Here is a 16,223-nt window from a genome sequence, read left to right as displayed (position 1 = left end):
TTTTTTTCGGAAATGGGTTTAACGGCTGATGGCGGCGACGAAATCGCGGACTTCTTCGATCAGGGAGCCAAGCCGCTTGAGGGTATTGGTATCTTCAGGTTGAAGTTCGATCGCGCCGGCGCAATCGGCAACAGCGAAGGCGCCGACGCCGCGCGCCGAGCCTTTCAGCCCGTGCGCCAGGAGCAGTCTTTGCTTCACATCGGCGTCGACGATCCTGTCGCGAACCGACAATGCCTGCTGCACGAACAGCGCCAGCACCTCCTGTTCGAGGCTGCGGTCGCCCATCGTCTGGCGCGCCAGATGCGCCAGGTCCACGGGCCGCGACCCGGCCGTTCCCGACACATCGCCGCCGGGCATCGAGAAGGCAATGCCGTCTTCGCCACGCATGGATCTGCAACTCCGTTCTTCCAGCCGCCAAAAAATAGGCAGCCGCCAAAAAATAGGCCCATCCTGTGGACGACGGGTTAATGATTGGCCCGGAAAAATGTTGCGGTAGCGGCGCCGGAATCACAGCTCTGTTAACCTTATATTTAAAGTTTTACGTATCGCACCGAATGGATGTTTTCTTTACCCCGGTGTGTCATTACGATACGAAAGGTCCATTTTCAGCCTCTTGCGTGGGACACGAAAAGCAAAATCAACAGTCCCGCGGCAGCTTGTACAGGGTAGCGAAAGCATGGCGAAGAAAACATCGACGACAAGAACGCTCGACAACGACGTAGCCAGGGAACTCGAAAAAGCACTTGAAATCGATCTGAGCGGCGATGCCGGCGGCGACCTCGACATCGCAGCGTCGATGGAGGATCTGGAAGCGCAGATATCGCAGGCCGCCGACGAGTTGGCACGCGAGGGCCGTGACCAGGATGCCGAGCCTGTCGTCAACCAGAACCAGAATGCCGAGCCTGTCGTCAACCAGAACCAGAATGCCGAGCCTGTCGTCACCCAGAGCCAGAGTGCCGAGCCTGCAGCCAATCAGGACCAGCAAGCCCAGGACCAGAGAGAAGCGGCAAACGCCAGGCCGGCTGAACCGCGCCCTGCTGAACTGCGCCCTGTTGAAACGCGCCCTATTGAGACGCGCCCCTTTGAAACCCGCAATGGCACGCAGCCGGCCGGCTTCACGCCGGCCAACGATCCTCGTCAAAAAGATTACAAGACGCTGCTGCACACCCTCAATCGGCGTGCCTCGAACACGATCTACTGGGTCGTGGCGCTCGTTTCGCTCGCCTGGATCGCGGGCGCCGGTGCATTGGCCAATCTGCTGTTTGGCCCAGGCATTTGGCAAATCCGCACCCCCGACCAGTTTTTCGCCCGTCCCGAACTGATTGGCCTGGCGATCGCTGCGATCCTGCCCGTCCTCCTGTTCTGGGCGTTTGCAGCCATGATTCGCCGCGCGCAGGAGATGCGCATCGCCGCTCAGTCGATGACGGAAGTGGCTTTCCGCCTGACCGAGCCGGAACAAATCGCCCAGGATCGCGTCATGATGATCGGGCAAGCCGTCCGCCGCGAGGTTGCGGCCATGGGTGAAGGCATCGAGCGCACGCTTGCACGTGCTGTCGAACTCGAAACCCTGGTCCACAGCGAGGTCAACCAGATCGAACGCTCCTATTCGGAGAATGAATCCCGCATCCGCTCGCTTGTCGACGGGCTGGGCAGCGAGCGCGAAGCGGTGGTCAGCCACGCCGAACGCGTGCGCGCCTCGATCACCGGCGCGCATGAGACGCTGAAGGACGAAATCGGGGCTGCCAGCGACATCATTCGCGACAGCATCCTCAACGCCTCGACCAACCTGTCGATGACCATCACCAATTCCGGCGACACGCTGATCGACAGGATCAATCAAAGCTCGCTGTCGATCTTCGATTCGGTGGAAGGCCGGCTCGAATCCATCACTGACCGGCTGTCGACCTCCGGCGAAGCCTTCGCCAGCCTTCTCGACACACGCATTGCCAAGCTGACGGAGACGACCGACGGCCTCACCCGGTCGCTGACCGATCTGCTCGACGATCGGACCTCCGGCATGGTGTCGCTGCTCGGCGGCGCCGCACGCACGCTCAACTCCGAATTCGAAGCCAGCCTTGACGGCATCGAGCGGACGCTGGCCGAACGCGGCCAGGTGCTGATCAGTGAGTTCCAGACCCGCGCCGAAGCGCTGGACACCGGCACCCAAAAGCTCAACGCCGCGCTCGAGGCCCGCGCACGCCAGATCAACGAGACCCTGGTCGAGCGCGCGCGCGAAATCGCCCATACCTTCCAGGAGAGCAAGGAGACGCTTTCGGCGATGATCGATCAGGGCAAGACCCAGATCGGCGCCGACATGGCCGACATCGTTTCGTCGACCTCGTCCATGCTCGAAGCACGCGCCGGCGATTTCGCCGGCCGCATGGAAGCGGCCCGTCATGTGGTGTCGCGCGCCTTCGACGCCGACATCCAGCGGCTTGCCGATGCCCGCGTCGGCATCGAGGAGGCTGTCGAGAACCACAGCCGCAAGCTTTCCGAAAGCCGCGAACACATGACGGCGGCGATGCAGGCCGATCTGGAGAAATTCGCCGAAAGCCGCGCCGGCATCGATGCGGCTGTCACCGACCAGGTGCAAAGGCTTGCCGAAGGCCGCAACCTGATCTCGCGCGCCCTCGAGGAGGATCTGCGCAAGGTCAACGAGTCGCGCGCCGCCATCGATGCGTCGCTCGGCAGCCATCTCGAACGGCTCGAAGAGGGCCGCAACAGGCTTTCGCAGGCTTTGAACGAAGACTCCGGAAAACTTATACAAGCCCGCACGATCATTGACGAAATGGTTGCCGGCCATGTTGGCAAGCTCGCCGAAGGCCGCAGCATTCTTTCACGCGCTCTCGATGCCGATCTCGGCAAGCTGGCCGACAGTCGCGCCAGCATCGACGGCCTGGTCGCTGGCCAGGTCGAGAAGATCGCCGAAGGTCGCGCCTTACTCGCCAAGGCTTTGGAAACCGACATTGTCGGCATCAAGGGTCTCATCGAGACCCATTCCGCCAAACTGGCGGAAGACCGCAGCGAGCTTTCGCGTTCGCTCGAAGACGACCTGTCGGGCATCCGAGGCCTGATCGAGGACCATTCGGGCAGGCTCGCCGACGATCGCAGCCTGCTTTCGCAAACGCTCGAGGCAGACCTTGCCAAATTGGCGGAAAGCCGGTCGAGCATCGACGGGCTGGTCGCCGGTCAGGTCGAGAAGCTGGCCGAAGGCCGCAACATCCTCAAGCGCGCGCTGGAATCCGATCTCAACACGATCAAGGAGGTCATTTCAGGGCAGGCGGAAAAGCTGGCGGAAGACCGTGGTCAGCTCTCGAAGGCGTTGGAGGCCGACCTGCAGAGCGTGAATGGCCTTATCTCCGATCACATGAACAGGCTCGCCGAGGACCGCTCAATCCTGTCGAAGGCGCTCGAAGACGATCTCGCCAAGCTGGCGGAAAGCCGGACGAGCATCGACGGGCTGGTCGCCGGTCAGGTCGAGAAGCTGGCCGAGGGCCGCGACATCCTCAAGCGCGCGCTGGAATCCGATCTCAACACGATCAAGGAGGTCCTATCAGGCCAGTCGGAAAAGCTGGCGGAAGACCGTGGTCAGCTCTCGAAGGCGTTGGAAACCGACCTGCAGAGCGTGAACGGCCTTATCTCCGATCACATGAACAGGCTCGCCGCAGATCGCTCGACCCTGTCCCAGGCGCTCGAAGACGATCTCGCCAAATTGGCCGAAAGCCGGTCGAGCATCGATGGGCTGGTTACCGGGCAGGTCGAGAAACTGGCCGAGGGTCGCGACATTCTCAAACGCGCGCTCGAATCCGATCTCAACACGATCAAAAGCGTTTTATCAGACCAGTCGGAAAAGCTTGTGGAAGACCGCTCGATCCTGTCGAAGGCGCTCGAAGACGATCTCGCCAAGCTGGCCGAAAGCCGGTCGAGCATCGACGGGCTGGTTGCCGGCCAGGTCGAGAAGCTGGCCGAGGGCCGCGACATTCTCAAGCGCGCGCTCGAATCCGATCTCAACACGATCAAGGAGGTCATTTCAGGCCAGTCCGAAAAGCTGGCGGAAGATCGTGGTCAACTGTCACAAGCGTTGGAGACCGACCTGCAGAATGTGAATGGCCTGATCTCCGATCACATGAACAGGCTCGCCGCAGACCGCTCGACCCTGTCCCAGGCGCTCGAAGACGATCTCACCAAATTGGCGGAAAGCCGGTCGAGCATCGACGGGCTGGTTGCCGGCCAGGTCGAGAAGCTGGCCGAAGGCCGCGACCTGCTCAGACGCGCGTTGGAAGCAGACCTCAATACCATCAAGGGTGTCGTCGCCGACCAGTCTCAGCAGTTGACCGACAATCGCGCAGAGTTTGCGCGGGCGCTGGAGGCCGACCTCGGCAGCGTCAACGGTCTTGTAAACAGCCACGCCGAGAAGCTCATCCAGGACCGCTCGATCCTGTCCAAGGCGCTTGAAGACGATCTCGCCAAGCTGGCGGAAAGCCGGTCGAGCATCGACGGGCTGGTTGCCGGCCAGGTCGAGAAACTGGCCGAAGGCCGCGACATCCTCAGACGTGCGCTGGAAGCAGACCTGCAGAAAATTGCGGCGAGCCGCAGCGACATAGACGACATCATCGCCGGGCACGTCGGCAAGCTGGCCGAAGGCCGCGACGCGCTGACCCGTGCGCTGGAGGACGATCTCTCCAAGCTCGCCGACACGCGCAAGGAAGTCGACCGTTCCCTGTCCGGCCATATCGACCAGATCGCCGCCAGAAGCACCGACATCACGGACGCCATTGCCGCCGACGTCGAAAAGATCGAGCAGGCGTTCAGCCGCCAGACCGGCATCATCGAGGAGCGCGCCGGGACCATGGAGCGCGCGCTGTCGACCGGCGTCGACAACGTCCGCAACGTGCTCGAAAAGAGCGCCGTCTTCGTTGCCGGAGCGCTGCGCGAAAAGGTCATGGAAGTCACCAGCGCACTGCATGAGCAGGCAGGCGCGGCTTTCAGTGACGCCGATCGCAAGATCGCCGAACGGGCGGAGCAGACCTCCGCTGCCCTGCTCGCCAGGGCGGAGGATATCGCACGCACCTTCGAGGAAGCGGATCGCCGCCTCGCCGCACGTGCCGAAGACACGTCGAGCGCGCTCGTTGCCCGGGCCGAGGATACATCGAGCGCAATCATGGCCCGCGTCGACGACACCTCAAACTCGTTGCTGGCGCGCGCCCAGGAAACGGTCGACCAGATGGCTGCCCGTGCCAGCGAGATCGCCGGTACATTCGATGCGGCGGACCAGAAGCTGGTTGCCCGCGCGGTCGAAACGGCGCAGTCGCTGGCGGAACGCGCCGGCGACATCCTGCGCAATTTCGAAGGCGCCGACGAACGGCTCAGCGTGCGCATCGGCGAATCGGCCGAAGCACTCGCAGCGCGTGCATCGGACCTTGGCCGCATTTTCGATGCCGCCGACCAGCAGCTGATCTCGCGCATCGCCGAAGGTTCGGAAGCGCTGTCGGCCCGCGCGTCGGAGATCGGCCGTATCTTCGATGAGGCGGATCACCGCCTGGTGTCCCGTATCGCCGACAGCACGTCGACGATCGGAGAACATGCCGACAACATCGTCGGCGCCTTCGCCAGCACCGAGCAGCGGGTTGCCGAACGCGCCAAGCAGACCGGGCAGGAACTGGCCGTCCACGCCCGTGAGATCGAGCAGGCGCTCGCCGGCGCCGACGAGCGCCTGGCCTCCAGCGCAGCGGCTGCGGCGGCTCGCGTCGAGGAACAGGTTGCCGGCGTCGAAAACCGTCTCGTCTACACCACCGAAACGATAGGCCAGAAGCTCAACGAGCAGGTTTCGACCGCTGAGGCGCAGCTCATTTCGCGCGCCAACTCGATCGCCGAAACCTTCACTGCGGTCGGCCAGCATATCGGCCAGAGCACCAACGACGCGGCGAAGACCATCGGCACCAACACCCGCGAGCTCAACACCATGCTTGCGGCACGTTCGGCCGAAATCTCGAAAATCCTCGACGAAACGGCACGGCCTCTGGTCGAGCGCTTCGCCCTGGGCGGCTCGGAACTGCAAAAGAGCATGGAAGAGGTGACCGAACGCGCCACCGAGAAGCTGCGCAGCGAAAACGCCGCCTTGGTCGATGCGCTCGCCAGCCGCACGGCCGAAACATTGTCGGCCGTCGAAGGGGCGCGCTCGACGCTCGCCGACAGCGTCGCCGAACTCATCGGCCGCATGAGCACCTCGAGCACACAGCTCGGCCAGCTGATCGAACAGGCGGCGGCCAATCTCGGCCAGGTTGACGAACGCCTGACCGGCAGCACGCAAAGCTTTGCGGCGACAACGGAAAAAGCCGCGCAGACTTTCGCCAGCTCGGCGCGTCTGGTCGATTCGAACACGACACGGCTTACCGAGCTGTCATCCTCGACCTTGCGCGAGGTTGCCTCGATCGCCACCAAGTTCGACGAGCACAGCCGGTTGCTGTCGAGTGCTTCGGATCTGTTGAGCTCGGCCCAGAGCAACCTCGAACACACGCTGGAAAGGCAGTCGTCGCTGGAGGACCTCGCCGTCGGCCTGGTCAAGAAGTCGGAGGATCTCGAAAAAGTCATGCGCTCGTTCGAGGATCTGGTCGGCCAGACGTTGCAGAACGCCGAAGGCAAGACGCTGGAGTCGGCGGACAAGATCCGTACCTCCATTGCCGACGTCGTCGATTCGGCAACCAAGCGCTTTGCCGACGCGACCGAGGAGATGCGACGCACCGCCAGCTCGATCAAGAGCGAGCTCGACCTTACCCGCGCCGAGCTCAAGAAGGGCGTCATCGAGATGCCGGAAGAGGCAAAGGAATCGACAACGGCCATCCGCCGTGCCGTTTCCGAGCAGATCAACGCGCTGAAGGAACTCTCGGAAATCGTTGCGAAATCTGGCCGCAGCACCGACTCCTCCGAGCCGCGCAACCTGCGTCCGGCACAGCAGACGCCTGCCCCGCGCGCCACTGAGCCGCTGCGCCGTCCTCCGGCACCGGAACCCCTTGCCCCGCAGGCGCCGTCGGGTGACACCGCACTGCGCGGCGACCTGGAACGCTCGTCGGAGACAGCGCCGCGCCAGCGCGACCCTAATGGCCGCACGCCGCAGGGCGGCTGGGTGCGCGATCTCTTGACCGGGGCATCGCGCGAAGAGGCCGCCAAGCCCGCTGCACCTTCGGAAGCGCCACGCTCGGCGGCCCCTGCCCAGCGCTCGCCGCTTCATGTCGTGGAGTCGCTCAACTCGCTTTCCGTCGACATCGCCCGTGCCATCGATCACGACGCCTCGATCGAGCTGTGGAACCGCTACCGGAGCGGCGAGCGTGACGTCTTCACCCGGCGTCTCTACACGCTGAAGGGCCAGCAGACGTTCGACGAGATCCGCCGCAAATATCAGATGGAGGCGGAATTCCGCGCCGCCGTCGACCGTTACTGCGACGACTTCGAAAAGCTGCTCAAGGACGTCTCGCGCAACGACCGCGACAACATGATGGCGCAGACCTACCTGACGTCGGACACCGGCAAGGTCTATACGATGCTAGCCCACGCCAGTGGCCGCCTGCATTGATCAGCGTTGGCGCTGCCCCCTCATCCGCCTGCCGGCACCTTCTCCCCGTAAACGGGGAGAAGCCCGATGGCCACAACCTCGGCACCTTCACTGCAACGCTGGAGATTGGCGAAATCCTTTGCGAAGGCGTCCTTCTCCCCGTCACCATACGGGGAGAAGTGCCCGGCAGGGCGATGAGGGGCGGCGCCGGCTTCGACAATTGAGTGCCGTGCCCGGCCGCTACGGCTGTGGTCAGATCACCGAATCGGTCCAGCGGACGATGTCCTTGGCGGCATCGCCGAACGCCCTGTCGAGCGCGTCGACATAGGCCTGGTTGCCGCTGCCCGAGACGGGCGCGGTCGCGTTGAAGCTCTTGGAGGCGCGCACCTCGCCATTGCGGTCGTTCAATATCCGCACGAACAGCTCGACCTCGGCATGTTCGCCGCCGTCGACGCGGACTTCGAAGGAACGGACCTCGACGATCACCTGATAGTCGATCGCCAGGCCCTCGCCCGGCTTGCCGACGCCGGCGAAACTGCCGGAGCGCTGGAATGTCTCGGCCAGCCGCGCCTGCACAATCAGCGGCAGCCGGTCGGCCCATTGCGCTCCCTTGAGGTACTGGATCGAGCGCACCGACGGCTTGATGACGATGTTCTGGCTGTCCAGCGCCTTGAGCGCGGAAGGCTGGGCGATGAGGATCTGCTGGCGGCCGCGGCCGCGCGCATCGAGCGACGGCGCCGACAGCTCGAATGTGTCCAGGGGCGCCGGCCCGCCGCCCGGCAAAAACGCGCAGCCGGCCAGCGAAAACGCAAGCAATGCCACACCCGCTTTGAGCCCGCCCGCTTTGACCCCGCCCAATTTAAGCACGCCCAATTTAAGCACGACCGACTTCACACGCGATCCCCATTGTCCCCGAATCGAATGAGCAAATCGCATCCGCAGCGTACTTGCCTGCCGTTCTTGGGGCCGGCGAAAGCCGAAGTCAACGCCGCACCCTGCCATCGAATTGCCGAACCTCGCCTTCGCCGCCTGACAGGATTCGCTGCGGATTGCGGCTGAGATCCGTCACCGCCTCTTCGATGCGGTTGATCGAACGGCGGCTGTCCTGGACCAGCGCTTCGACGTCCTGCAGGCCCTGGCCGGAGAATCGCGCCAGATTGTCGGTGATGGTGCCGAGGCGGGCGTTCAGCGTGTCGGCGACCTGCTTGAATGATTTCAGTGTATTCCTGGCATCGGCTATCATGCCGTCGGCCTGGCCTGAGCCGAGCAATGTATCGACTTTGGCGAGGATGCCGTCGACACGCACCGAAGCGTCGTTGAGGCGCTCCGCGAGCTGCTGCGCGTCCTTGATCGTCTGGTCGATATCGTCGGCCCGGTTGGCGAATTTGTTGGTCACCTTGGCGATGTCGGCGGCAGCCTCGTTGGCATTTTCGCTGGCCTTCTGGATGTTGGCCAGCGCGGTGCGGACCTGTGCCGGGTCGATGCCGTCGAGAACGCCGTCGACCTTGGCCAGCGTGCCCTGCGTCCTTTGGGCGAAATCGTTGATCGACCCCACCGCGGTGTCGACATTCCTGACGACCGTGTCGAACTGCTTGCTGGTTTCCTTCAGGTTCTTGGTCACGGTATCGACATTGGCGACAATGCTCTTGATCTGATCCTTGTCGACGGCGTTGAGCAGCCCTTCCGCCGCCTTCAACGTGCCGTCAAGCTTGCCCGAGACGCCCCTCAGTTCCTCCGACAGCGAACTGACGCTGGCGAGGAATTTGTCGATGCCGTCGGAGTTCTTGGCCAGCGCATCGGAGAAGGTCTGCACGTTGGTGACGGTCTGCGTCAGCGGTCCGCGAACGTCCCTGGTGAAGTCTTCGAGCTGGGTGAGAACCGTATCGGCGCGGGTGAAGATATTCTGCGCCGTCTGCAACAGGTTGGTGACCGCAGACGGGTTGGCGACGATCTCGGCGACGCGGCCCTCCTGTTCCGCCTGGTCGAGAAGGTTTACCTCCTTGGGGTCAGCGCCCCTGAGCTCGATACTGGCCTGGCCGGCGAGGCTGACGATCCCGATATCGGCCTGCGTCGATTTGGTGATCGGTGTCGTGCGGCCTATTTCGGCTTCGGCTATGGCGTCGTTCGGATTGGCGGGGTCGATATAGACGCGCCTGACATCCCCAACCCTGACGCCGTTGAACAGCACGAAACTGCCGCGGCCGAGGCCGGAAGCCGATCCCGGAATGCGGACCTTCAGCATCGCCGTCTCACCCCTGTCGCCGATCGCGGCCGTCCAATAGACGAACGCGAATGCTGCCAGGATCGCGGCTAGCGTGAAAATGCCGACAATGACGTAGTTGGCTCTGGTTTCCATTTATCCACTTATGGCTATTCGCGGGCCGCAAGATCAAGTTGCCGCGCACGTTTTCCGCGAAAATAGGATTTCACCCAGGGTTCCTCGCTCTTGAGCATGTCGTCGATCGTGCCTTCGACCAGCACTTTCTTTTTGCCGAGCACGGCCACCCGGTCACAAGCGGTGAACAGCGTGTCGAGATCGTGCGTGACCATGTACACCGTCAGATCCATGGTATCGCGCAGCTTGACGACCAGTTCGTCGAACTCAGCCGCGCTGATCGGATCGAGGCCGGATGTCGGCTCATCGAGAAACACGATGTCGGGGTCGAGCGCCAGTGCGCGCGCCAGCGCCGCACGCTTGATCATGCCGCCGGAAAGCTCGGACGGGAATTTCTGCGCCGCATCCGGCGGCAACCCGACCAGTTCGACCTTGAGCATGGCCAGCTCGTCCATCAGCTTTTTCGGCAGATCGAGGTATTCGCGCATCGGCACCTGCACGTTTTCGAGGACCGTGAGCGCCGAAAACAGCGCGCCGTGCTGAAACAGGACGCCAAGGCGCATGTCGATGCGAAGGCGCTCCCTCTCGCTCGCCTTTTCGACGTCGACGCCGAACAGCTTGATCGTCCCCGACTGCTTGTGCACCAGCCCCAGTATGGTGCGCAGGAGAACCGACTTGCCGGCGCCCGAGGCGCCGACGAAGCCGAGAATTTCGCCGCGCCGGATATGGAGCGACAATTTGTCGAGAATGACCTTGTCGGCGAAGGAGACGGTGACGTCGTGCGCGGAAAGCACGATCTCGTCCTCTTCGGCCGTTTGCGTAGTCCTGGTCGGCTTTGTGCCAAGCAGCGCCATATCAGAACTCGATCGCTGCGTAGAACATGGCGAAAAGCCCGTCGAGGATGATTACCACGAAGATCGACTTCACCACTGAAGCAGTCACGTGCTGCCCAAGCGATTCGGCGCTGCCGCCGACCTTCATGCCTTCGACGGAGGCGATCGTGCCGATGATCATGGCCATGAACGGCGCCTTGATCAGCCCGGCAAAGATGGTGCTGAGATCGATGGCAACGCGCAGCCGGTCGATGAATGCGGCCGGTGCGATGTCGGAATAGAGCCATGCCGCCGCGATGCCGCCGCCAAGTGCGGCGAAATTGGCGATGATCGTCAGGCAAGGCAGTGCGATCACCAGCGCGACCAGCCGCGGAAACACCAGAACGCCGATCGGATTAAGCCCGATGACCTTCAGCGCGTCGACCTCCTCGCGCATTTTCATCGAGCCGATCTCTGCCGTGATAGCGCTGCCCGAACGGCCAGCGATCATGATCGCAGTCATCAGCACGCCGAGCTCGCGCAGGATCAGCACGCCGACAAGGTCGACGACGAAGATATCGGCACCGAAATAGCTGAGCTGATAGGCGCCTTGCTGGGCGACGATCGCCCCGACGATGGCCGACATCAGCACGACCACCGGGATGGCGCCGACGCCCATGCGGTCCATCTGGTTGAAGATCGCCGCCGGATTGACCGCATGGCCGCGGCCAAGCTTCATCTGCGCGCCGCGTATGGTGGCTCCCAGTATGTTCATCGCGGCCAGGAAATCGTCGCGCATCTCATAGACGCGCCGGCCAACCGCCTCGAGCGAGCGAATGACGATATTCGGCGGCCCAACGGTGCCGGAATCAGGTTCGCGTCGAACCGCGTCACCGACGGCGCCGAGCAGGATCGAGGCAACCTCGCTTTGCCCCTGCATCGTGATTTTCACACCCTGCTTTTCGAAGGCGCTGACCAGGCGGTCGATCACCCAGGCCCCGGCGGTATCCATCTTCTCGATATGCGAAAGGTCGAGCGCCAGCGTCTGAAAACCGCTGCGTTTCTCGATCTTGCGCATCTCGGCGTCGACGAGCGCCACGGTGCGTGTCGTCCAGGTCCCGGAGAAAGCGCAGCCGAGGACGCCGCCGTCCTCGCCGACCACAACGCGCGGCTGGTGGTCGGCCTCCTTGGCGGTCGTGCCGCTTGCGTCGCGTTTGCGGATCGTCAACATGGCGTCCTGTTTAGCCTGACGGGCCATCTGTTTATCCTGACAGAACCCACCTGTCGATTTGCCGACAAGCTTGTTGTCGCACAGCCGGAGCAGAAAAATATGGCGCGTGTCATTTCGGTCGAGTCCGAGCGTTTTCCCATCGCCGGGACCTTCACCATCTCGCGCGGTTCGAAAACCGAAGCCGAGGTCGTCACGGTGACGATCCGCGAGGACGGCAAGAGCGGGCGCGGCGAATGCGTCCCCTACAAACGCTATGGCGAAACCATCGAGGGTGTGCGCGATGCGATCGAGGCGATGCGGGAGCAGATTGCGGGCGGCATCAGCCGGGCCGCGCTGCTCGACGCCATGCCGGCGGGCGCGGCGCGCAACGCCGTCGACTGCGCGCTATGGGACCTGGAGGCGAAGATCACAGGCAGGCCGGTGGCTTCCAGCATCTGCACGGCGCCGCCGAGGGCGCTGGAAACGGCTTACACGCTGTCGCTCGGTGAGCCGAAGCCATGGCAGCCCAGGGCCGCGCCAATGCCCTGCGCCCGCTGCTCAAGGTCAAGATCGGCGGCGACAACGATATGGCCCGCATCCGCGCGGTCAGGGAGGCGGCACCAGCGAGCCGCATCATCCTGGACGCCAACGAGGGCTGGAGCGACGACAACATCGTTGCAAACCTGGCCTTTGCCGCCGAGCACGGCATCGCGCTGATCGAACAGCCGCTGCCGGCGGGCCGCGACGGCATCCTTCGCAACATCGCGCATCCGGTGCCGATCTGCGCCGATGAAAGCGTGCATCAGGCAGAGGGCCTTGCCTCGCTTGTCGGCCTTTACGATGCCGTCAACATCAAGCTCGACAAGTCGGGCGGCTTGACCGCAGCCCTCGTCCTTCGCGACCGCGCCCGCGAACTGGGTTTTGGCGTCATGGTCGGCTGCATGGTCGGCACGTCGTTGGCCATGGCGCCGGCCGTGCTGTTGGCCCAGGATGCCGATTTCGTCGATCTCGACGGTCCGCTGCTGCTGGCCCGCGACCGTGCGCCTGGCCTTGTCTACCAGGGTTCGCTGGTGTCACCGCCCGATCCGGCGCTGTGGGGCTGAACGCGCCGCAAGCCCGATCAGCGCAAGGCCGACCAGGGCGATCGGGATCATGGCAAAAAAGCCGTCGACGCCGAAGCGGTCGTAAAGCGGGCCGGACAGGAGCGTCACCACGGCGGTGAAAAAGCCGTTGGAGAAATAGGCGATGCCTTGCGCTGCCCCGGTGCGTTCCTCCGCGACCGTCTCACCGATCATTTTCTGCAGGCCGATCAGCACCAGCGCAACCGAAACGGCGTGCAGCGTCTGGACTGCGAAAAACCCGCCAACGCCAAGGCCAAGCGGCCAGATCAAGGGAAAGGCGATCCAGCGCACGATCGCGCCTATTCCCGCCATCACCATGATCGACACGACCGAGAAGGAACCGAAAACCCGGGTGAAGATCATGAACATGCCGATCTCGGCCAGGACACCCCAACCCCAAAGCAGCCCGACAACCTGGTCGCCGATGCCGATCGATTTCCAGTAGATCGAGACGAAGCCGTAGAGAAACGCGTGGCTGGCGGTTATGACGCCGACGCCGACTGAGAAATACAGGAAATAGCCGTTGAGGAGTTTTGGCGCCGATTGCTGGATGTCGGCAGCCGAAAGCGGCGAGGCACGGCGGGGACGGCCGAGCCGCGGCGCAATCAGTGCGACGCCAAGTGCGGCGCCAAAGGCCACGAAGATGATCACCGGAACAGCCTGCGCGCCGGTCGCCGACAGGATGAACCCGCCGGCAAGATTTGCGCACAGATAGGAGAGCGATCCCCATTTGCGCATGTTGGCATAATTCGAGCCGAAGCGGCGCACCCCCGACAGCGCCAGCGAATCGGCAATCGGCGAATGCGGTGTCCAGGCGACGGTGAGCGCCAGCGAAACGGCCAGCACCATGGCATAGGTCGGCGTCAGGAAATAACCGGCGGACAGCGCCAGCGATGCGGCCGCCAGCGCGACATAGACATGGGCGCGGTCGCTCGCCCTGTCGGCCAGTGCCGTAAGCAATGGCGTCGTCACCACGCGCAGGAACATCGGTGCCGCGAGAATGATCGCTATCTGCTCGGCATCAAAACCGTTTGCCTGCAGCCACAACGGAAAGTATGGCAAATGAATCCCGAGCGGCACGAAAAGCGTGAAGAAGATCAGGCCCATGCGCAGCTCGAACTGACGCGGCTTGACGAGCTGTTCTGGTGAAAGCGGCGGCAGGGAGGACATCAGCAGGCAATCCGTCGGCGCAGCATTCGACCGGCCGGCCAGCCAACGCACGCCGATCCCATAACATGGCGAAAAAAGCGATGAAACCGCTGCGCTAAAGCGCGTCGCGTGCGACGCGCTTTAGGTTCTTGTTTTATGCATGTCGTTATCGCAAAACCGCTGCACACCCTCGGGTCGGGCCCTGGGTCGGGCCTGAGGGCATGCTTTTGCGCGACGTGCATGAACGCATCATCGCGTCAGGCAGCCTGGACTGCCCTACCCTTGATGGCGGCGATGTCGATCGGCACCAGCACTTCGCCGCCGACCGGAGCCTCCGGCAGGACGTGCGCCCAGTGCAGGATCTCCATCTGGCCGTCGAAATGCTCGACCACTGCGGTGCAGCTCTCCACCCAGTCGCCGGTGTTGATGTATTGCACGTCTTCATAGTTTTCGATGGCGGCATGGTGGATGTGACCGCAGATCACGCCGTCGACATGCGAGCGGCGCGCTTCCTCGGTCAGCATGGTCTGGAACGAGCCGATGAAGTTCACCGCCTTCTTGACGTTGACCTTGGCCCAGGACGAAAACGACCAGTAAGGCAGGCCAAGCAGCTGGCGAAGCCGCGTCACCACGCGGTTGACCAGCATCGCCGCGTCATAGGCGTAGTCGCCGAGATAGGCCAGCCAGCGCGCATTGTGGACGACGGTGTCGAACTGGTCGCCATGGATGACAAGAAAGCGTTTGCCGTCGGCGGTCTCGTGGACGACGCGGTCGGCGACGACGATGCCGCCGAAATGCACGCCCTGGAACTGGCGCGCGAATTCGTCGTGATTGCCGGCGATGTAGGTGATGCTGGCGCCCTTGCGCGCCTTGCGCAGCAATTTCTGGACGACGTCATTGTGGCTTTGCGGCCAGTGCCAGTTCCGTCTCAGCCGCCAGCCGTCGACGATGTCGCCGACGAGATAAATGATATCGGCGTCGTGATGGCGCAGGAAATCGATCAGGAACTCGGCCTTCGCCGCCTTCGATCCGAGATGGACGTCGGAGATGAACATGCTGCGGAAAGTGCGGGGCTCTGCGCCAGGCATTGGATTCTCACCGTTGCTTCCGAACAGGCTATGCCTCGATTCATGCAACAACCGTATGACGGTTGCGATTGGTCCAGCCCCAAGAGTAGGTTGCGACCCCAATCAGAGGAGAAATCGCCATGGATCTCGGTATTCGCGGAAAAAAGGCCATCGTCTGTGCTTCGAGCAAGGGCCTTGGGCGCGGTTGCGCCATGGCGCTGGCCGAAGCCGGCTGTGATCTGGTCGTCAACGGGCGCAACGCCGACCAATTGGCCAAGACCGCCGCCGAACTGCGCGAAAGATTCGACGTCAAGGTGACCGAGATCGTCGGCGACGTGTCGAAGCCCGAGGTGCAGAAGGCGCTGCTTGCCGCCTGTCCCGATCCCGATATCCTCGTCAACAACAATGGCGGACCGCCGCTTCGCGATTTCCGCGAGCTCGACCGCGAAAAGATCCTCGAAGGCGTCACCCAGAACATGGTGACCCCGGTCGAACTGGTTCAGGCTGTGATCGACGGCATGGCCGAGCGCGGCTTCGGCCGCATCGTCAACATCACCTCGCTGTCGGTCTATGTTCCCATTCCAGGGCTCGATCTGTCGTCCGGCGCGCGCGCCGGCCTGACTTCGTTCCTGGCCGGCGTCGCGCGGACGGTGATCGACCGCAATGTGACGATCAACAATATGCTGCCGGGCAAGCACGACACCGACCGGCTGCGTCCCCCGCATGAAGCCGGCACACCGGAAGATCCGGCTGCCGCCGCCGCACGCAAGACCCAGGCAGCAGTCAACGTTCCGGCCAAGCGGCTCGGCACGCCGGAGGAATTCGGCCAGATCTGCGCCTTCCTGTGCTCGGTTCACGCCGGCTACCTGACCGGGCAGAACATACCGGTCGACGGCGGCCTCTACGTCAGCGCGTTTTAGAGTCCCCGATAGGGGATCAGGAAACCCCACGCCTTTAGGCGGCTGGGATGGAGCCGTTTC

9 protein-coding genes and 1 pseudogene are annotated in these 16,223 nt (G+C 63.3%); 3 read left to right on the top strand and 7 right to left on the bottom strand.

Annotated elements, in window-relative coordinates; genetic code table 11:
- Window positions 1-18 precede the first annotated feature (18 nt).
- Window positions 19-387, bottom strand: a complete 369-nt coding sequence (locus BQ8794_RS33355; RefSeq protein ID WP_077383996.1) for an Hpt domain-containing protein — start codon at window positions 385-387, stop codon at window positions 19-21.
- A 289-nt stretch (window positions 388-676) separates the two neighbouring features.
- Here BQ8794_RS33355 and BQ8794_RS33350 point away from each other — a divergent pair, with 289 nt between their 5' ends.
- The gene (locus BQ8794_RS33350; protein ID WP_077383995.1) at window positions 677-7,570 is read left to right on the top strand and encodes a kinesin; all 6,894 of its coding nucleotides are present in this window, start codon (window positions 677-679) and stop codon (window positions 7,568-7,570) included.
- Between the two features lie 231 nt (window positions 7,571-7,801).
- On the opposite strand, the gene BQ8794_RS33340 is transcribed toward BQ8794_RS33350, so the two are convergent.
- The 4 genes from BQ8794_RS33340 to BQ8794_RS33325 are packed head-to-tail and all read right to left on the bottom strand — an operon-like array spanning window position 7,802 to window position 11,927.
- Window positions 7,802-8,485: an ABC-type transport auxiliary lipoprotein family protein gene (locus BQ8794_RS33340; RefSeq protein ID WP_244555188.1), complete on the bottom strand. Its 684-nt coding sequence runs from the start codon at window positions 8,483-8,485 to the stop codon at window positions 7,802-7,804.
- 46 nt (window positions 8,486-8,531) lie between these two features.
- Entirely contained in the window at window positions 8,532-9,905 is a 1,374-nt protein-coding gene (locus BQ8794_RS33335; RefSeq protein ID WP_077383993.1) for an MlaD family protein, read from the bottom strand.
- 14 nt (window positions 9,906-9,919) lie between these two features.
- A complete protein-coding gene (locus BQ8794_RS33330) occupies window positions 9,920-10,738 on the bottom strand; it encodes an ABC transporter ATP-binding protein (protein WP_077383992.1) in 819 nt (272 codons plus the stop codon).
- A 1-nt stretch (window position 10,739) separates the two neighbouring features.
- The gene (locus tag BQ8794_RS33325) at window positions 10,740-11,927 is read right to left on the bottom strand and encodes an ABC transporter permease (RefSeq protein ID WP_077383991.1); all 1,188 of its coding nucleotides are present in this window, start codon (window positions 11,925-11,927) and stop codon (window positions 10,740-10,742) included.
- A gap of 99 nt (window positions 11,928-12,026) precedes the next feature.
- On the opposite strand from BQ8794_RS33325, the pseudogene dgcA reads away from it, so the two are divergent.
- Window positions 12,027-13,009, top strand: a pseudogene (dgcA, locus tag BQ8794_RS33320) (N-acetyl-D-Glu racemase DgcA).
- Here the strand turns inward: dgcA and BQ8794_RS33315 are convergent.
- A complete protein-coding gene (locus tag BQ8794_RS33315; RefSeq protein WP_077384140.1) occupies window positions 12,980-14,197 on the bottom strand; it encodes an MFS transporter in 1,218 nt (405 codons plus the stop codon). The pseudogene dgcA and the gene BQ8794_RS33315 sit on opposite strands and share 30 nt — an antisense overlap.
- Before the next feature lie 236 nt (window positions 14,198-14,433).
- The gene (locus BQ8794_RS33310; protein ID WP_077383990.1) at window positions 14,434-15,264 is read right to left on the bottom strand and encodes a UDP-2,3-diacylglucosamine diphosphatase; all 831 of its coding nucleotides are present in this window, start codon (window positions 15,262-15,264) and stop codon (window positions 14,434-14,436) included.
- A gap of 119 nt (window positions 15,265-15,383) precedes the next feature.
- Here BQ8794_RS33310 and BQ8794_RS33305 point away from each other — a divergent pair, with 119 nt between their 5' ends.
- The gene (locus BQ8794_RS33305) at window positions 15,384-16,163 is read left to right on the top strand and encodes an SDR family oxidoreductase (RefSeq protein ID WP_077383989.1); all 780 of its coding nucleotides are present in this window, start codon (window positions 15,384-15,386) and stop codon (window positions 16,161-16,163) included.
- Window positions 16,164-16,223: the final 60 nt, after the last annotated feature.

It is taken from the genome of Mesorhizobium prunaredense (genome assembly GCF_900156895.1).
Lineage (GTDB): Bacteria > Pseudomonadota > Alphaproteobacteria > Rhizobiales > Rhizobiaceae > Mesorhizobium > Mesorhizobium prunaredense.
Note: the sequence above shows the minus strand (reverse complement) of the source record. Positions and strands in the feature narration are given on the sequence as shown.